Annotated in this window: 14 protein-coding genes and 4 tRNA genes; 8 read left to right on the top strand and 10 right to left on the bottom strand. The window is 69.8% G+C overall.

Annotated features, from left to right (window positions below):
- The 3 genes from IE107_RS31625 to IE107_RS31615 form a co-directional block, all read right to left on the bottom strand.
- Positions 1–1,727, bottom strand: a 1,727-nt coding sequence (locus tag IE107_RS31625) for a DEAD/DEAH box helicase (RefSeq protein ID WP_373302542.1), incomplete at its 3' end; no start/stop codon positions are given.
- A 208-nt stretch (positions 1,728–1,935) separates the two neighbouring features.
- A complete protein-coding gene (locus IE107_RS31620) occupies positions 1,936–2,511 on the bottom strand; it encodes a hypothetical protein (protein WP_189547788.1) in 576 nt (191 codons plus the stop codon).
- 180 nt (positions 2,512–2,691) lie between these two features.
- The gene (locus tag IE107_RS31615) at positions 2,692–3,042 is read right to left on the bottom strand and encodes a metallopeptidase family protein (protein ID WP_189547787.1); all 351 of its coding nucleotides are present in this window, start codon (positions 3,040–3,042) and stop codon (positions 2,692–2,694) included.
- Positions 3,043–3,305: 263 nt separating this feature from the next.
- On the opposite strand from IE107_RS31615, the gene IE107_RS31610 reads away from it, so the two are divergent.
- From IE107_RS31610 to IE107_RS31600, 3 genes are all read left to right on the top strand, one after another.
- Positions 3,306–3,378 (top strand) — tRNA-Glu (locus IE107_RS31610).
- Between the two features lie 36 nt (positions 3,379–3,414).
- A tRNA-Asp gene (locus IE107_RS31605) sits at positions 3,415–3,489 on the top strand.
- A gap of 22 nt (positions 3,490–3,511) precedes the next feature.
- Positions 3,512–3,588, top strand: a tRNA-Phe gene (locus IE107_RS31600).
- Between the two features lie 38 nt (positions 3,589–3,626).
- Here IE107_RS31600 and IE107_RS31595 read toward each other — a convergent pair.
- The 3 genes from IE107_RS31595 to IE107_RS31585 are packed head-to-tail and all read right to left on the bottom strand — an operon-like array spanning position 3,627 to position 5,817.
- Positions 3,627–4,478 carry a cytochrome c biogenesis CcdA family protein gene (locus tag IE107_RS31595; protein ID WP_189547786.1) on the bottom strand — a complete coding sequence of 284 codons (852 nt, stop codon included), beginning with the start codon at positions 4,476–4,478 and terminating at the stop codon, positions 3,627–3,629.
- A complete protein-coding gene (locus IE107_RS31590; protein ID WP_189547785.1) occupies positions 4,475–5,326 on the bottom strand; it encodes a DsbA family protein in 852 nt (283 codons plus the stop codon). Before IE107_RS31590 ends, IE107_RS31595 begins: the two co-directional genes overlap by 4 nt.
- A 59-nt stretch (positions 5,327–5,385) precedes the next feature.
- Positions 5,386–5,817, bottom strand: a complete 432-nt coding sequence (locus tag IE107_RS31585) for a hypothetical protein (RefSeq protein ID WP_189547784.1) — start codon at positions 5,815–5,817, stop codon at positions 5,386–5,388.
- A 156-nt stretch (positions 5,818–5,973) separates the two neighbouring features.
- Here IE107_RS31585 and hrpA point away from each other — a divergent pair, with 156 nt between their 5' ends.
- The 3 genes from hrpA (at position 5,974) to IE107_RS35450 (ending at position 10,555) form a co-directional block, all read left to right on the top strand.
- Positions 5,974–9,894 carry an ATP-dependent RNA helicase HrpA gene (gene hrpA / locus IE107_RS31580; protein WP_189547783.1) on the top strand — a complete coding sequence of 1,307 codons (3,921 nt, stop codon included), beginning with the start codon at positions 5,974–5,976 and terminating at the stop codon, positions 9,892–9,894.
- Positions 9,895–10,021: 127 nt separating this feature from the next.
- A tRNA-Asp gene (locus IE107_RS31575) sits at positions 10,022–10,096 on the top strand.
- A 96-nt stretch (positions 10,097–10,192) separates the two neighbouring features.
- Positions 10,193–10,555, top strand: coding sequence for a DUF6274 family protein (locus tag IE107_RS35450; RefSeq protein WP_308434269.1), 363 nt, complete (start codon positions 10,193–10,195; stop codon positions 10,553–10,555).
- 401 nt (positions 10,556–10,956) lie between these two features.
- Here the strand turns inward: IE107_RS35450 and bldC are convergent, their stop codons facing one another.
- Both bldC and IE107_RS31565 read right to left on the bottom strand, forming a co-directional pair.
- A complete protein-coding gene (gene bldC, locus IE107_RS31570) occupies positions 10,957–11,163 on the bottom strand; it encodes a developmental transcriptional regulator BldC (RefSeq protein ID WP_003949541.1) in 207 nt (68 codons plus the stop codon).
- A gap of 523 nt (positions 11,164–11,686) precedes the next feature.
- Entirely contained in the window at positions 11,687–12,532 is an 846-nt protein-coding gene (locus IE107_RS31565) for a DUF8083 family protein (protein WP_189547782.1), read from the bottom strand.
- A 175-nt stretch (positions 12,533–12,707) separates the two neighbouring features.
- On the opposite strand from IE107_RS31565, the gene IE107_RS31560 reads away from it, so the two are divergent.
- Positions 12,708–13,790, top strand: a complete 1,083-nt coding sequence (locus IE107_RS31560) for a Leu/Phe/Val dehydrogenase (RefSeq protein ID WP_189547781.1) — start codon at positions 12,708–12,710, stop codon at positions 13,788–13,790.
- Between the two features lie 311 nt (positions 13,791–14,101).
- Positions 14,102–14,359 carry a DUF3073 domain-containing protein gene (locus IE107_RS31555; protein WP_072488579.1) on the top strand — a complete coding sequence of 86 codons (258 nt, stop codon included), beginning with the start codon at positions 14,102–14,104 and terminating at the stop codon, positions 14,357–14,359.
- A gap of 188 nt (positions 14,360–14,547) precedes the next feature.
- Here the strand turns inward: IE107_RS31555 and purM are convergent, their stop codons facing one another.
- Both purM and purF read right to left on the bottom strand, forming a co-directional pair.
- Positions 14,548–15,621 carry a phosphoribosylformylglycinamidine cyclo-ligase gene (purM, locus tag IE107_RS31550; RefSeq protein WP_189547780.1) on the bottom strand — a complete coding sequence of 358 codons (1,074 nt, stop codon included), beginning with the start codon at positions 15,619–15,621 and terminating at the stop codon, positions 14,548–14,550.
- A gap of 60 nt (positions 15,622–15,681) precedes the next feature.
- Entirely contained in the window at positions 15,682–17,208 is a 1,527-nt protein-coding gene (gene purF / locus IE107_RS31545) for an amidophosphoribosyltransferase (RefSeq protein ID WP_189547779.1), read from the bottom strand.
- Positions 17,209–17,409 lie beyond the last annotated feature (201 nt).

Here is a 17,409-nt window from a genome sequence, read left to right as displayed (position 1 = left end):
TCGCGGTTGAAGGACGGGCGGTCGTTGTCACGGCGGAAACCACCGGACGGACGGTCGTCACGACGCTGGAAACCACCGCGGTCGTCCCGGCGGTCGTGGCCGCGGTAGCCACCGCGGTCGCCCCGGCTGTCCCGGCGGTCGAAGTTGCCGCGCTCGTCGCGACGGTCCTCACGGGCGGCGGGCTGCTCCGGCACGGAGACGGCGGCCTCGACCGCGGCCTCCGCCTCGGCGGCGACCTCGGCGACGGCGGCCTCGGGGTCGTCGCCCCGCTCGCGCGCGGCACGGGCGACGAGGCGGTCGGCCTCCTCGCGCAGCTCACCGGCGCGGCGCTGGACGCGCTCCAGCTGCCTGGTCAGGTCGGCGACCTCGCGCTCGGCCTGTTTGGCGGCGTTGTTCGCGGAGTCGGCCTGGACCTCGGTCAGCGAACGGGCGCCGGTGATCTCGGCGACCTCCGGATCGAAGGCGCCCGCACCGCCGACGATGTGCCGCGAGGCGTCGACGCCCGCGTCCTCCATCAGGCGGAAGATCTGGCGGCGCTGGTGCGGCAGCGCCAGCGAGACGACGACACCGGACTTGCCGGCGCGGGCGGTGCGGCCCGAGCGGTGCAGGTAGTCCTTGTGGTCACCGGCCGGGTCCACGTTCAGCACCAGGTCGATGCCGTCGACGTGGATACCGCGGGCGGCGACGTCGGTCGCGACGAGCGCGTTGACGTAACCGTCCTTGAAGTCGGCGAGCACCCTGGTACGGGCGCCCTGCGTCATGCCGCCGTGCAGCGCGTCCGCCTTGACGCCCGCCTCGACGAGCTGCTCGGCGATGCGGTCGGCGCCCAGCTGGGTGCGGACGAAGATGATGGTGCGGCCCTTGCGGGCGGCGATGGCGGAGGTGACCGGCGCCTTGTCCTTCGGCTTCACGACGAGGACGTGGTGCGACATGGTCGTGACGTTGCCCTGGGCGCTGTCGACCTCGTGGCTGACCGGGTTGTCCAGGTAGCGCTTGACCAGCGTGCCGATCTCGTTCTCCATCGTGGCGGAGAAGAGCATGCGCTGACCGCCGACCGGAATCTGGTCGAGCAGCTCGGTGACCTCGGGCAGGAAGCCCAGGTCGGACATCTGGTCGGCCTCGTCGAGGACGGCGACCTGGACGTTCTCCAGGGAGCAGGCGCCCCGGTTGATGATGTCGCGCAGCCGGCCCGGGGTGGCGACGAGGATGTCGACACCGCGCTCCAGCGCGTAGATCTGGTTGCCCATCGACGTACCGCCGCAGACGACCTTCATCTTCAGGCCGAGCACGTCGCCGTAGGGCTGGAGCGCGTCCGCGACCTGCATCGCGAGCTCACGGGTCGGGGTGAGGATGACGGCGCGGGGCTTCTTCTTCTCGGTGTGGCCGCCGGCCAGCGAGGCCAGGGTCGGCAGACCGAAGGAGAGGGTCTTGCCGGAGCCGGTGCGGCCGCGGCCCAGGATGTCCTTGCCGGCCAGGGCGTCCGGGATGGTCGCGGCCTGGATCGGGAAGGGTTCCGTCACACCGTTCTGCGCGAGCTTGCGGACGATGCCCTCGGGCAGGCCCAGGTCGGCGAAGGTGACCGTCGGCTCGGAGTCGGTGCCGGCCTGCTCGGCCAGGGGGGCGTCGGCCTCGTCGGAGCCGGCGGACTCGGCGACGACGGCCTCGACGAGCTCGTCGTTCTCGATGCTCTCGGGCATGACGGTGCGGTCAGAACTGGAAATTGACATGCGAAATGCGAAACCTTCCGGAGTCTCGGCACGCGCCCGTAACTCCGTGATTCGCAATTTCGACCGCCTCAATGCGGTCCAGCCACGGCAAGGGAGAGTACGCGCCACACGGCGCGCTTCTGTTTCGGCGCCGGGCAATGGGATCAAACGATCTACTACCATACGCACTCCTCCCCACATCGCGCAAACCGGCCTTCCCGGCCCCTCGCTACACCGGCCCCACCTGCGGCGATGCCTCGGGCGTCCGCAGCGGCACCGACCGGGCCGACGCCCCCGTCGCCTCGTTGCGGGGCTGCGCCGCCGGCGAGGCGGAGGGCGGCGGCACCGACGGCGGTTCGGACGGCTCCGGCTCGGGAGAACTCGGCGGCTCGGGGGTCGCCGGCCCGGAGGGCGCCGGGGGCTCGGTCTGCTGCGGCACTCCGGGCCCGGGCTGCGAGACCGAGGGCGCGGGCGGCACAGTGCCCCGGGAGGGCTCCGTCCCGCCCGGCTCCGCACCCGGGCGCACACCACCGGGGGCGGTCGAGGGCCCGGCGAAGTCGCCGGGCTCCGGCGACTCGACGGCCTCGCGCTCGGAGTGCGCCTCGGGCCGGCCGCCGCCGGTACGGACCGGGCCGGTGCCCGCCACAGTGCCGCCGTCCGGCCGGACGGCGCTCCCCTTGTGCTCGGGCGACGACGACGGCGCCGGTTTCCCTCCGTCGTCGCCGACGCTCATGCAGCCGGTGGACGCGGCGACCGTCGCGGCGACGACGGCCGCCCATCGGACGGGGACGGAGAACTGGCGCACGAGAGGCACCTCCGGGGTACGTGGAAGGAGCGGAGCCATACGGAAGGAGTGGGGGCGCCGTGCCCAACTCCCTTTGCCCCGCCGGGGACACGCCCCCGGACCCGGCCCGCACACCACCCGCACGCCTTCCACGCTCCGTCCGCACGCCGCCGGGCGGACCCGGGTGCGCGACCCGGGGGCTCACCCGTAGCCGAGGGCGTGCAGCCTCGCGTCGTCGATGCCGAAGTGATGGGCGATCTCGTGGACGACCGTGATCTCGGTCTCCGCCACGACGTCCTCGCGGGACTCGCACATCCGGAGCGTCGGCCCGCGGTAGATGGTGATCCGGTCCGGCAGCACCCCCGCGTACCACTCGCCGCGATCGGTCAGCGGCGTGCCCTCGTACAGCCCGAGCAGCTCCGGATCACCCGGGGCGGGCTCGTCCTCGACGAACACCGCGACGTTGTCCATCAGCCGCGTCAGCTCCGGCGGGATCCGGTCCAGCGCCTCGGCGACCAGTCCTTCGAACTCTTCGCGCGTCATCTCCAGCACCCCGCCATTGTCCCGTACCACCGGCCGCGGCGCCCCGGCCCGGACCGCCGCCTCCGCCTATTCGGTTTGGCTGACGCAGAAACGCCGTAGTACAGTCTGCGACGTGCCCAAGGGCGCCGGTCAGGGCTCGACCGTTCTGAAACCTCAAAAGGTTGAAGGAGAAGCGGAACCTCTCGGGGGAAAGCGGAGTCACCCGCTTCTCACGTCTCCTCTCTCCGGTTCTCCGGGGCGACAGACGAAGAAGCAGAAGCAAGAAAAGTTCTGCCCTCATCGTCTAGTGGCCCAGGACGCCGCCCTTTCAAGGCGGTAGCACGGGTTCGAATCCCGTTGGGGGCACGCACAACCTGTGCGACACTTAGTCGCACAAAGCTTGGTCCTGTGGAGCAGTTTGGAGTGCTCGCCACCCTGTCAAGGTGGAGGCCGCGGGTTCAAATCCCGTCAGGACCGCTGCAGCTTTTATGAGCTGCGTGGCTGGGTAGCTCAGTTGGTACGAGCGATCGCCTGAAAAGCGATAGGTCGCCGGTTCGATCCCGGCCCCAGCCACCACTCGAAGGCCCCGTCCACCGGACGGGGCCTTCGCCGTGTCAGGCCTTCTCCCGGTCTGCCGAGTTCACACCGCTCCGGGCGCGCCACGCCCGTACCGCCAGCACCAGCAGCACCACCGCGACCACGGCCACCAGCGCCATGGCGTCCGGCACGTGCTCGCCGATGCGCTGGGCCCACTGCTCGACGGCGAACGAATCGTCCACGTCCAGCAGGCCGGGCAGCGCCGTCGTCCCGTCGTACGCGAGGAACAGCGCACCGAGGCCGATGAAGAAGAGCCCGGACAGCAGGGTCGTGGTGTGCAGCTCGAAGCGGCCGAGCCGGAAGGCGCGACCGCGCAGCCAGGCCCGGCGGCCCAGGTCGAAGCGTTCCCAGAGCAATGCGAGCAGAAGGAGCGGGACCGCCATGCCCAGGGCGTAGACGGCGAGCAGCAGTCCGCCGTAGACCGGGCTGCCGCTGACCGCCGCCACGGTGAGGACGCTGCCGAGGATCGGGCCCGCGCAGAAGCCGGCCAGTCCGTAGACGGCGCCCAGTGCGTAGACCGATACGGCGGTGGTCGGGCGGATCCGGCCGCTGAGGGCGGCGATCCGGCGCGAGGCGAAGCCCAGACCGACGATCTGTGCGATGCCGAGCGCGATGATCAGCCAGCCCGCGCCGAGGACGAGCGCGTCGCGGTGCTGGTAGAAGAGCCGCCCGGCGTACGAGCCCGCGGCGCCGAGCGGGACCAGGGTGGTGGCCAGTCCGGCGTAGAAGATGCCGGTACGGGCCACGAGGCGCGAGGTGGAGTCGATGGAGTAGGCGAAGAAGGCCGGCAGCAGCAGTGCGCTGCACGGGCTGACCAGGGCGAGCAGCCCGCCGAGGAAGGCCGCGAAGTAGCCGATGTCAGCGGTCATTCCGCGCCGTCCCCGGAGCCCTCGGCCTTCTGGCCGTCCTTGCCGTCCTTGCCGCTCTTGGCGTCCTTGCCGCTCTTGGCGTCCTCGGTGCCACGGGCCTTCTCGGCTGCCGCCTCGATGGCCGCGGTGAAGGTCTCCATGGGCTGGGCCCCGGCGATCGGACGGCCGTTGATCAGGAACGACGGGGTGGAGGTCGCGCCGATTCCGTACCCCTGCTCCTGGTCCTTGCTCACGGCGGCGTGCGCGGCGGCGCTGTCCGTGTCGCGCACGAACCGGTCGAGGTCCGCGACCCCGGCCTCCTGGGCAAGGGCCTTCAGCCGGTCCTTGTCGAACCCCTTCTCCTTCGCCCCCTCGGCGTACGCGGCGGCGTGGAACTGCCAGAAGCGGTCCTGCTGCCCGGCGGCCCACGCGGCACGGGCGGCGGCCTCGGACCCGGCGCCGAAGATCGGGAAGTTGCGCCACTCGATGCGCAGGGTGCCGTTGTCGACGTACTTCTTGACCAGGGCGGGTTCGGTGTCGCGGGCGAACTTGCCGCAGTAGCCGCACTTGAAGTCGGCGTACTCGATCAGGACGACGGGCGCGTCGACACGGCCCTGTGCGAGCTTGTCGTCGGCGTCGCGGCGGGCGAGCTTCGCCAGCTCCGGGTAGACGCCCGCGTCCGGGTCGGCGGCGATATCGGCGGCCGAAGAGCCGGAGCCCGAGTGGTCGGGGGCGGTGGCCCGGTAGGAGATGAAGCCGAGCAGCGCGGCGGCGAGGACGACTCCGGCGCCGTAGATCAGCGGCTTCCTGTTCCTGGGCGAGGGCTTGCGCGTGGACGCGGACTTGGACGTGGACTTGGACTTGGACATGCGGGACTCCGTGCTGGTGAGGCGGAAGGGAAGAGGGGCAGCCGGGTGGACAGGGCCGGCTACACCCTCAGCACGGAGAGCTCGACGGGGGTGGGAGCGGCGGGCGCGGGGGCGCGCAGTCTCAGCCGCACGGGTGGGTGGACCGGTCCCTGACCGGTGGCGGCGGGCAGGCCCCACTCGGCGAGGCCGGGTGCCTGGTCGTACGCGGCGCGGGCCCGGCTCGGGAGCGCGGGTTCGCCGTCGTGCTTCCTGGTCCTGCCGCAGCCCGGCGTCGGGTGCCGGTCGGAGGCCGTCGCCACCACCGGGGTGTCCGCGTCCGCGCCCGCGTCCGTCGTATCGGCCACCACGGTGGTGGCGGACGCGGTGGATGCAGGGGCGGACGCGGTGGCCGGTGCGGTGATGTCGCCGGGAAGGGCCTTCCCCGGTCCGCAGAACAGCCCCAGTGCGACCGCGAGCACCGCCATCAGGCAGCACCACTGCGTACGGGACACGGCGACCGGCCTTTCCGGACGGGGGCAACGGGTGGTCAGCTGCCCGAAATGGTACGTGCTGTGATCCCGCGCCTCCGCGCGGTGCCCGGGTGGTGACCCGGACCGCACGAAATATGTTCGCCGTTCGTCGGGCCCGGGTGAGATCCTGGGCTCCGTATGTCTACTTCCTTCGCTGATCTCCAGAACCGGCTCGGAGAGATCTCGCTCCGCGACGCGCACCGGCTCGGCCGCCGTCTCGAAGGGGCGCGCCGCATCCGTAAGCCCGAGGCCCGGCAGTCCGTGCTGGACGAGATCGCCGCCGAAGCCGGAAAGGCAGCCGAGCGGCTCTCCCTGCGTGCCGCGCGGATGCCCGCCGTGTCGTACCCGGAACAGCTTCCGGTCAGTCAGAAGAAGGACGAGATCCTCGAGGCGATACGCGACCACCAGGTCGTGATCGTCGCCGGGGAGACCGGCTCCGGCAAGACCACGCAGATCCCGAAGATCTGCATGGAGCTGGGGCGCGGCGTCCGGGGCATGATCGGGCACACCCAGCCGCGCCGGATCGCGGCCCGTACGGTCGCCGAGCGCGTCGCGGACGAGCTGAGGACGCCGCTGGGCGAGACGGTCGGCTGGAAGGTCCGTTTCACCGACCAGGTGAACCCCGACGCGACGTTCGTCAAGCTGATGACGGACGGCATCCTGCTCGCGGAGATCCAGACGGACCGCGAGCTGCGCGCCTACGACACGATCATCATCGACGAGGCCCACGAGCGGTCTCTGAACATCGACTTCCTGCTCGGCTATCTGGCCCGGCTGCTGCCCAGGCGCCCCGACCTGAAGGTCGTCATCACCTCGGCGACGATCGACCCCGAGCGGTTCGCGCGCCACTTCGGCGAGGCCCCGATCGTCGAGGTCAGCGGGCGTACGTACCCGGTCGAGGTGCGGTACCGCCCGCTCCTGGAGGAGGAGGGCGACGACTCCGACCGCGACCAGATCACCGCGATCTGCGACGCCGTGGACGAGCTCCAGACGGAGGGGCCCGGCGACATCCTGGTCTTCCTCTCAGGTGAGCGGGAGATCCGTGACACCGCGGACGCGCTGAACAAACGCAACCTCCGCCACACCGAGGTGCTCCCGCTCTACGCCCGGCTCTCGCACGCCGAGCAGCATCGCGTCTTCCAGCGCCACACCGGTCGCCGGATCGTCCTGGCGACCAATGTCGCCGAGACCTCGCTGACCGTCCCGGGCATCAAGTACGTGATCGACCCGGGCAACGCCCGGATCTCCCGCTACAGCCACCGCACCAAGGTCCAGCGCCTGCCGATCGAGCGGATCTCGCAGGCCAGCGCCAATCAGCGCAAGGGCCGCTGCGGCCGTACGTCGGACGGCATCTGCATCCGGCTGTACTCCGAGGACGACTTCCTGACCCGTCCGGAGTTCACCGACCCGGAGATCCTCCGTACCAACCTCGCCTCCGTCATCCTCCAGATGACCGCGGCCGGACTCGGCGACATCGAGAAATTCCCCTTCATCGACCCGCCGGACCACCGCAACATCCGCGACGGCATCCAGCTCCTCCAGGAACTCGGCGCGCTGGACGCGGAGGAGAAGGATCCGAAGAAGCGGCTCACCCAGCTCGGCCGCAAGCTCTCGCAGCTGCCCGTCGACCCGCGCCTGGCCCGCATGGTCATCGAGGCCGACCGCAACGGCTGCGTCCGCGAGGTCATGATCATCGCCTCCGCGCTCTCCATCCAGGATCCGCGTGAGCGGCCCTCGGAGAAGCAGACGCAGGCCGATCAGCAGCACGCCCGCTTCAAGGACGAGACGTCCGACTTCCTGGCGTTCCTGAACCTGTGGCGGTACGTCCGCGAGCAGCAGAAGGAGCGCGGCTCATCCAGCTTCCGCCGGATGTGCAAGCAGGAGTATCTGAACTTCCTGCGCATCCGCGAATGGCAGGACATCTATGCGCAGCTGCGCACGGTCGTGAAGCAGATGGGCATCCAGCTGAACGAGGAGGACGCGCCGGAGCAGTCGGTGCACACCTCGCTGCTCGCCGGGCTGCTGTCGCACATCGGTCTGAAGGACACGGAGAAGAACGAGTACCTGGGCGCGCGCAGCGCCAAGTTCGCGATCTTCCCGGGGTCGGCGCTCTTCAAGAAGCAGCCGCGTTTCGTGATGTCGGCCGAGCTGGTCGAGACGTCCCGGCTGTGGGCGCGGGTCAACGCCAAGGTCGAGCCGGAGTGGATCGAGCCGCTGGCCCAGCACCTGCTCAAGCGCACCTACAGCGAGCCGCACTGGGAGAAGGACCAGGCGGCGGTGATGGCGTACGAGCGGGTCACGCTCTACGGGGTACCGATCGTCGCCCAGCGCAAGATCAATTTCGGCCGGATCGACGCCGAGACCTCCCGCGATCTGTTCATCCGAAACGCCCTGGTCGAGGGCGACTGGCGGACCCATCACCAGTTCTTCCACGACAACCGCAAACTGCTCGGCGAGGTCGAGGAGCTGGAGCACCGGGCCCGGCGCCGCGACATCCTCGTGGACGACGAGACGCTCTTCGACTTCTACGACCAGCGGATCCCCGAGCACGTGGTCTCCGGGGCGCACTTCGACTCCTGGTGGAAGCACAAGCGCCGGGACGAGCCGGACGCGCTGGACTTCGAGCGCTCGATGCTCATCAACGAGAAGGCCGGGGCCGTCACCAAGGACGACTACCCGGACTCCTGGCGCCAGGGGAAGCTGAAGTTCAAGGTCACGTACCAGTTCGAGCCGGGTGCGGACGCCGACGGCGTGACCGTCCACGTCCCGCTCCAGGTGCTCAACCAGGTCACCCCCGAGGGCTTCGACTGGCAGATCCCCGGCCTGCGCGAGGAAGTGGTCACCGAGCTGATCCGCTCGCTGCCCAAGCCGATCCGCCGGCACTACGTCCCCGCGCCGAACTACGCGGACAAGTTCCTCGACCGGGCCGTGCCGCTCCAGGAGCCGTTGCCGGTCACGCTGGCCCGGGAGCTCCAGCGGATGGTCGGCGTCCCGGTCTCGGCCGACGACTTCGACCTGGGCCGCGTCCCGGACCACCTGAAGATCACGTTCCGGATCGTCGACGAGCGGCGCCGCAAGGTGGCCGAGGACAAGGACCTGGAGGCGCTGAAGCTCCAGCTGCGCCCGAAGGCCCGTCAGGCGCTCTCCAAGGCCGCCGCGGCCACCGCCGGACCCTCGGGCGAGTCCATCGAGCGTTCGGGCCTCACGGACTGGACGATCGGCACACTGAACCGCGTCTTCGAGACCAGAAGAGCCGGCCAGCCGGTGAAGGCGTATCCGGCGCTGGTGGACCAGGGCGGGACCGTCGCCGTACGGCTCTTCGACACCGAGGCCGAGCAGCAGCAGGCGATGTGGCTGGGCACCCGGAAGCTGATCATGCTGAACGTCCCGGTGAACCCGGCGAAGTTCGCCTCCGACAAGCTGACGAACCAGCAGAAGCTGGCCCTGTCCCGCAATCCGCACGGCTCCATCCAGGCGCTGTTCGAAGACTGCGCCACGGCCGCGGCCGACCGGCTGATCGGTGCGCACGGCGGCCCGGCCTGGGACGAGGAGTCGTTCCGGAAGCTGTACGACAAGGTGCGCGCCGACCTCGTCGCCCTGACCGAGCACACGGTCAAGCAGGTCCAGCAGGTGCTGGCCGCCTGGCAGGCCTGCGAGCGGCGCCTGAAGGCCACCAGCAGCCTGGTCCTGGTCAACAACGTCACCGACGCCCGGGACCAGCTCGCGGCCCTCATGCCGCCGGGCTTCGTCACGAAGACCGGGCTGCGCAGGCTGCCCGACCTGATGCGCTATCTGGTCGCCGTGGACCGCCGGCTCCAGCAGATGCCGACGGCCGTCCAGCGCGACACCACGCGCATGGAGAAGGTCCACGAGATGCAGGACGAGTACGCCTGGCTGCTCGAACAGATGCCGCAGGGCAGGCCCGTTCCGCAAGAGGTGCTGGACATCCGCTGGATGATCGAAGAGCTCCGGGTCAGCTATTTCGCCCATGCGCTGGGGACGGCCTACCCGGTCTCCGACAAGCGGATCGTGAAGGCGATCGACGCGGCGGCGCCGTGAGAGGGACCGCCCGGACGGGCCGTCCGGACCGTAACCGAGCCGCCACCTTCAGCGAGTTCGACCTGGGCCTCTGACCTGCTGTACAGTCTGTCTTCGCAGCCAGCCGCAAGGCAAGCAGCGAAAACCTGGTCCTGTGGAGCAGTTTGGAGTGCTCGCCACCCTGTCAAGGTGGAGGCCGCGGGTTCAAATCCCGTCAGGACCGCAGTAACGAAAGCCCGGATCCTTCTGGATCCGGGCTTTCGCGCGTCATGACTCCGGCGAGCGCCGACGAGCAGTCAGGCAGCAGGGGCCGCCCCCGATGCACCGCTGCGGGGCGGAGGTGGTGCGCATGGCGGCGTCCGCCCCGCACGAGACCCGCACGCTGCTGCGCGCCCTTCCGGCCGCCGCCTCCGGCTGCCGTCACCTCAACCCCACCCGTCCGGCCCACCGTCGACTCCTGCGGCCCGCCACGGGGCCCGTGACGGCCCGCCGGACCGGATTCCGCCCCGAAGCCGTCGGCTTCACTCCAGGGCGCCAGGACGGCCTCTGGAGCGAAGGACGAAAGTCCCCCGGGGCGATGACCAATGGCGCGGCTTTCCGCTTCCCTGCGGTGGCAGGCTCGTATTCGGTACGAGGCGCACAGTGTGACGGGAGTCACCGAAAGAGTTTTACGAAGGGGTGACCTTACGCCCTTCCTACAACTGGTGAATTTAATATGTGCAATTGCACCACCCGAACGGGAGCGCTCGGAGAACAGGTGAACCAGCCCGGCCCGGCCTTCCCGGGCGACCCCCAACACTCCCGAACAGACCCGCCCAGGCCCGCTCGACATCCCGGCCGCACCCGACCGGACGCACAGCTTCCGGCAGTCGTGTCCGGACCCAAGGTCCGTACGGGCACAAAGAACGCGGGCACAAAAAAGATCGCGCTGGACCCGGCGGAGTCCAGCGCGATCGAACGACGCACCCGTATTGCACAGGTATGGCGCCCGTTGGGGCGGGCGCCCGTCATATGGAGCCATGGGTGGGCCTGTACGGGTTGGGGGACCCGGAAGCCCGGTTGTTGCGGCGCGACAGGGGTGTGTCAGGCCTCGCTGCGCTGCTGCGGAATACCCGCAAGCAGTGCGCGGACCTCTGCCTCGCGGTACCGGCGATGTCCACCAAGCGTGCGGATGGACGTGAGCTTGCCTGCCTTGGCCCAGCGGGTAACCGTCTTCGGGTCCACGCGGAACATCGTGGCAACCTCAGCCGGGGTCAGCAGCGGCTCGGCATCAGGGGTGCGAGCGGTCATGAGCGGCCTCCTCGGGAGAACCGAACCATCTCGGTTCTTTCCTCTAAATTCTGCACCTTGACCCACGTTGCCCGAAATGGCGGACGCGGGCCGAGTCGGTTATAGGACGAACGGCTTGTCCTCGGCACTACAACTACACCATCCGTCCAGCCACGTCGGCCAAACCGATGGAATTGCCCTCCCAGGTGTTCATCAGCGACGGAAGCCGATGGACCATGCCATAGCGGACAGTCACCCCGCCGTGACGATCAGTCACAGAGTGATCAGGAGCCCTCAGACCCCCCATAGAGTGCAATGCTGAGCATTCCGCCCTTAGTTGGGCGGACGGAGCCCTCCTCGGGCTCCTTGTCCTATTTTGGCATGAGGAGTAGGGAAGGGCGCAAGGGCCCAGTTAGTGCTATCCATCACGCTTGAGGCAAAGGCCCGGTTCGGGACGTAGGTCCCAAGATCACTGGAGTACGATTCCGCCTCTTCGTTCCCACGCGTCACTCGGGGTACAGGAACAGACGCCGATATCGCCCTGTCAGTTCGCGAACTGACGATCCTTTACGGCACGCCAGCGCTCCGCCAGCCGGCCGTACGCCTCGCTCGCCCCCTCGGTGTCGCCGGCCCGGAGCGCCGCGATGCCCTCGGCCACATCGGCGGCCGACCGGTCCCCGGCGAGCTGCTTCGCCGGCAGCGCGTGCACCAGGCCGCCGTAGTCCAGCTCGACCAGCGCGCGCGGATGGAACTCCTCCAGCCAGCGCCCCACGTCCACCAGCCCCTCGGTCAGCCGGGACTCGTCCACCGACTCCCGCAGCGTCTTCAGCGCCCGGGCCAGCCGGCGGCGTGCCTGCACCATCGGCGTCCGGTACCGCAGCACAGGCCCCGCGCCGCCCTCGCCCGCCTCCACGTACTCCCGCTCCTCGTCGGAGAAGAGCACGAACCACCGCACCGGCACCTGCCACACCGAGGTGCGGATCCACGGCCGGGCGTCCGGATTCCGCTCCGCCCACCGCTCGTGGTCCACCGCCGCCTGCCCGCGCACCACCGGAGGCAGCACCGCGTCGAGCACCGGGGCGGGAAACATCTCCGTCAGCTCCTCCAGCGCCAGCCAGCCGCGCAGCCTGGTCCGCCACGGGCAGACGCACACCACCCCGTCGGCCTCGGCGACGAACGCGTCCCCGCTCTCGTGCGCCGGCACGGCGGCCGGCGGGGTGGCCGCCAAGTCGGCCAGCGAACGGCGCAGTTCGTCCTGGGCCGTGGGAATCCGGGCACGCCCGGCGTACCGCACCCAGTGGGCGCGTTCGGGCTCCGGGAAGGCGGCCAGCGGCTCGTACACCCGGAGATAGGACGCATAAGGGACGAGCACCGAAGACACCACCGACATGCAGCAGATCGTGTCACGCCCGTACTCCGCCAGGGGGTGATCCTGAGCACTGGAGCGGATCTACGTCCGCGTAGGACTTACTCTCTTGCCCAGTCGGACCGGCCGCACCGGCCGGTCCGTGGCCCTCCCCACCTTCAGGAGGGCCCTCGCCGCTTCGTACTTGGGAGTCACCACAGTGACCGATGTGACCGACGGCGTCCTGCACACCCTGTTCCGCTCGGAGCAGGGTGGCCACGAGCAAGTCGTGCTCTGCCAGGACCGTGCCACCGGCCTCAAGGCCGTCATCGCCATCCACTCCACCGCCCTGGGCCCGGCCCTCGGCGGCACCCGCTTCTATCCGTACGCCTCCGAGGAGGAGGCCGTCGCGGACGCGCTGAACCTCTCGCGCGGCATGTCGTACAAGAACGCCATGGCCGGTCTCGACCTCGGTGGCGGCAAGGCCGTCATCATCGGCGACCCCGAGCAGATCAAGTCGGAGGAACTGCTGCTGGCCTACGGCCGGTTCGTGGCCTCGCTCGGCGGACGGTACGTGACGGCCTGCGACGTCGGCACCTATGTCACCGACATGGACGTCGTCGCGCGCGAGTGCCGCTGGACCACCGGCCGCTCCCCCGAGAACGGCGGCGCCGGCGACTCCTCGGTCCTCACCGCCTTCGGTGTCTTCCAGGGCATGCGGGCCTCGGCGCAGCACCTCTGGGGCGACCCGACGCTGCGTGGCCGAAAAGTGGGGGTCGCCGGGGTCGGCAAGGTCGGTCACCACCTGGTCGAGCACCTGCTCTCGGACGGTGCGGAGGTCGTGATCACGGATGTGCGGGAGGAGTCCGTACGCCGGATCACCGAGAAGCACCCCGAGGTCGCCGTCGCCGCGGACACGGATGCCCTCATCCGTACCGAGGGCCTCGACATCTACGCCCCGTGCGCACTCGGCGGCGCGCTGAACGACGAGAGCGTCGCGGTGCTCACGGCCAAGGTGGTGTGCGGTGCGGCCAACAACCAGCTCGCGCACCCCGGCGTCGAGAAGGACCTCTCGGACCGGTCGATCCTCTACGCGCCCGACTACGTGGTGAACGCGGGCGGGGTGATCCAGGTCGCCGACGAACTGCACGGCTTCGACTTCGACCGGTGCAAGGCCAAGGCGTCGAAGATCTTCGACACCACGCTGGCCATATTCGCACGTGCGAAGGATGACGGCATTCCGCCGGCCGCCGCGGCCGACCGGATCGCCGAACAGCGGATGGCCGAAGCCCGCCGCCGCTGACGGTGGCGGACGCGTCACCCCGCGTCCGCACCACCGTGGACCGTCGACCCGCCGACCGGCGAGACAAGACTCACGCCGGTCGGCGGGTCGCATGCCAAGAAGAGGTTAAAATCGCAGTTGACCAGCGAGGACGGGGCTTCTCGCCGGTCTCCTTCCGGGGCGTGTGATGCGGGCGGCGTACCGTATGGTCGCGGAAGCAGGTACCGTTGAAGCCCTACGGGCACGGTCTCTCAGCCGAGAGTCCGTCCTGAAACATGAACGCGTGTCAAGACTCTGGGGCCGTCGAGCCCCGTCACCGAGGGGGTCGAGCCATGGGGCGCGGCCGGGCAAAGGCCAAGCAGACAAAGGTCGCCCGCCAGCTGAAGTACAGCAGCGGCGGGACTGACCTGTCGCGTCTGGCCAATGAGCTGGGCGCATCGCCTTCGAGTCAGCCACCGAACGCAGAGCCGTTCGAGGACGACGACGAGGAAGATGACCCGTACGCACAGTACGCGGATCTGTACAACGACGACGAGGACGAGGACGAGGACGACAAGTCCGGTCCGTCGTCACAGCGCCGCGGCGCTTGACCTCGCGCTGACACATCAACCCGGTCCGGGCCTGTCCCGGACCGGGTTCTGTGCTGCCCAGGACCGGTCCGGCCGCTCGTGCGGACGCCGGTTTCCCCGACGCCTTCCCCGGCCGCCGGACGTGTTGCGGTCCCGGCGGCCGAGGATGTAGCGCACACCGGGTTCGCCCCCGGTGTGTCCGCCCATGTCTATCGCGCGTACCCGCCGACGAGCTCCGCGCCCGAGGTGTGTGCCCCGCGCTCGGTGATCTCGCCCGCCACCCAGGACTCGACCCCGCGGTCGGCCAGCGTCGTCAGTGCCACGTCCACGGACTCGGCCGGCACGATCGCGATCATGCCGACGCCCATGTTCAGCGTCTTCTCCAGCTCCAGCTGCTCGACCTGTCCGGTGCGGCCGACCAGGTCGAAGACCGCGCCCGGCGTCCAGGTGGAACGGTCGACCCTGGCGTGCAGTCCGTCCGGGATGACCCGGGCCAGGTTGTTGGCCAGGCCACCGCCGGTGACGTGGCTGAAGCCGTGCACCTCGGTCGTGCGGGTGAGCGCCAGGCAGTCCAGCGAGTAGATCTTGGTGGGCTCCAGGAGTTCCTCGCCGAGCGTGCGGCCGAACTCCTCGACCTGCCGGTCCAGCGACCAGCCGGCCCGGTCGAAGACCACGTGCCGGACGAGCGAGTACCCGTTGGAGTGAAGACCGGACGACGCCATGGCGATCACCACGTCACCCTTACGGATACGGTCCGGGCCCAGCAGCAGATCGGCCTCGACCACACCGGTACCGGCGCCGGCGACATCGAAGTCGTCCGGGCCGAGGAGACCGGGGTGCTCGGCGGTCTCGCCGCCGACCAGGGCGCAGCCCGCGAGGACGCAGCCTTCGGCGATGCCCTTCACGATGGCCGCGACACGCTCGGGGTGCACCTTGCCGACGCAGATGTAGTCGGTCATGAAGAGCGGCTCGGCACCGCAGACGACCAGGTCGTCGACGACCATGCCGACGAGGTCGTGGCCGATCGTGTCGTACACGCCCATCTTGCGGGCGAGGTCGACCTTCGTGCCGACGCCGTCGGTGGCGGAGGCGAGCAGCGGACGCTCGTAGCGCTTGAGGGCCGAGGCGTCGAAGAGGCCGGCGAAACCGCCGAGTCCGCCGAGGCCCGCGACCTCGGGGCGCTGCGTCTTCTTCACCCACTCCTTCATCAGCTCGACGGCGCGGTCGCCGGCTTCGATGTCGACGCCCGCTGCCGCGTAGGAAGCACCTGTTGTCTCAGACATTGCCTGGGATCTTTCGTGTGGAGATACGGGGCTGGTGGCCGGAGGTGTGCGACCGGGCCGTCACGGACGACGCAGTGCGTCGGACGCGGCGGTCGCCGCCGGGCCTGCCGCCAGCTCGGTCTCCAGCAGCTGCTTGCCGAGCAGCTCCGGGTCCGGGAGCTCCATGGGGTACTCACCGTCGAAGCAGGCGCGGCAGAGATTCGGCTTGGCGATCGTCGTCGCCTCGACCATGGCGTCGAGCGAGATGTACGCGAGCGAGTCCGCGCCCATCGACGTGGAGATCTCGTCGACCGTCATGCCGTTGGCGATCAGCTCTGCGCGGGTCGCGAAGTCGATGCCGAAGAAGCAGGGCCACTTCACCGGCGGGGACGAGATCCGGATGTGGATCTCGGCGGCACCGGCCTCGCGGAGCATCCGGACCAGTGCGCGCTGGGTGTTGCCGCGGACGATCGAGTCGTCGACGACCACCAGGCGCTTGCCCTTGATGACTTCCCTGAGCGGGTTCAGCTTGAGGCGGATGCCCAGCTGCCGGATGGTCTGGGACGGCTGGATGAAGGTCCGGCCGACGTACGCGTTCTTCACCAGCCCGGCGCCGAACGGGATGCCGCTGGCCTCCGCGTAACCGATGGCGGCGGGGGTGCCGGACTCCGGGGTCGCTATGACCAGATCGGCCTCGACCGGGGCCTCGGCGGCCAGCTTGCGGCCCATCTCCACCCGGGAGAGGTAGACGTTGCGCCCGGCGATGTCGGTGTCGGGGCGGGCCAGGTAGACGTACTCGAAGACGCAGCCCTTGGGCTTCGCTTCCGCGAACCGCGAGGTGCGCAGGCCGTTCTCGTCGATGGCGACGAGCTCGCCCGGCTCGATCTCGCGGACGAAGCTGGCACCGCAGATGTCGAGGGCGGCGGACTCGGAGGCCACCACCCAGCCGCGCTCCAGCCGGCCGAGGACCAGCGGGCGGATGCCCTGTGGGTCACGGGCGGCATAGAGGGTGTGCTCGTCCATGAAGACGAGGGAGAAGGCGCCCCTGACATCGGGGAGCACCTTGGCGGCGGCCTGCTCGATGGTGAGCGGCTTGCCGTCGTCGTCGGTCTGGCCGGCGAGCAGCGCGGTCACCAGATCGGTGTCGTTCGTCGCGGCGACCTGGGTGGCGCGGCCGTCCTTGCGGGGAAGGTCGGCGACCATCTCGGCGAGCTGGGCCGTATTGACCAGGTTGCCGTTGTGGCCCAGGGCGATCGAGCCGTGCGCGGTCGCACGGAACGTCGGCTGCGCGTTCTCCCACACCGAGGCACCGGTGGTGGAGTAGCGGGCATGACCGACCGCGATATGGCCCTGGAGAGATCCCAGAGACGTTTCGTCGAAGACCTGCGAGACCAGTCCCATGTCCTTGAAGACCAGGATCTGGGACCCGTTGCTCACTGCGATACCCGCGGACTCCTGTCCACGGTGCTGCAGGGCATACAGTCCGAAATAGGTGAGCTTGGCGACCTCTTCGCCCGGAGCCCAGACACCGAAGACGCCGCAAGCGTCCTGGGGGCCTTTCTCTCCGGGGAGCAGGTCGTGGTTGAGTCGTCCATCACCACGGGGCACGCCACCGAGTGTAGGCGAGATCGACCACTGGTCCGAATTCGGGATACCGGGCCGGACCACCGGGGAAGCGCTCCCAGGGGTGGTTCGAGGGACGCTTCGGACGGTTACGCGGAGTGATCACCCATGGGTCGCGGTGGAGTCCGGATCGGGCCACAGGGCGGCGGTCACCCGGATCAGCGCCCGGTTACCGTCGAGTTCCGG

This window comes from Streptomyces gelaticus (genome assembly GCF_014649535.1).
In the GTDB taxonomy this organism is placed as follows: domain Bacteria; phylum Actinomycetota; class Actinomycetes; order Streptomycetales; family Streptomycetaceae; genus Streptomyces; species Streptomyces gelaticus.
Note: the sequence above shows the minus strand (reverse complement) of the source record. Positions and strands in the feature narration are given on the sequence as shown.

Coding starts and splice junctions, on each gene's coding strand:
- bldC (WP_003949541.1), bottom strand. CDS start 11,163: ATGACCGCTCGCACCCCTGATGCCGAGCCGCTGCTGACCCCGGCTGAG.
- IE107_RS31595 (WP_189547786.1), bottom strand. CDS start 4,478: ATGACCGCTGACATCGGCTACTTCGCGGCCTTCCTCGGCGGGCTGCTC.
- IE107_RS31565 (WP_189547782.1), bottom strand. CDS start 12,532: ATGTCGGTGGTGTCTTCGGTGCTCGTCCCTTATGCGTCCTATCTCCGG.
- IE107_RS35450 (WP_308434269.1), top strand. CDS start 10,193: ATGCACCGCTGCGGGGCGGAGGTGGTGCGCATGGCGGCGTCCGCCCCG.
- purM (WP_189547780.1), bottom strand. CDS start 15,621: ATGTCTGAGACAACAGGTGCTTCCTACGCGGCAGCGGGCGTCGACATC.
- IE107_RS31555 (WP_072488579.1), top strand. CDS start 14,102: ATGGGGCGCGGCCGGGCAAAGGCCAAGCAGACAAAGGTCGCCCGCCAG.
- IE107_RS31590 (WP_189547785.1), bottom strand. CDS start 5,326: ATGTCCAAGTCCAAGTCCACGTCCAAGTCCGCGTCCACGCGCAAGCCC.
- hrpA (WP_189547783.1), top strand. CDS start 5,974: ATGTCTACTTCCTTCGCTGATCTCCAGAACCGGCTCGGAGAGATCTCG.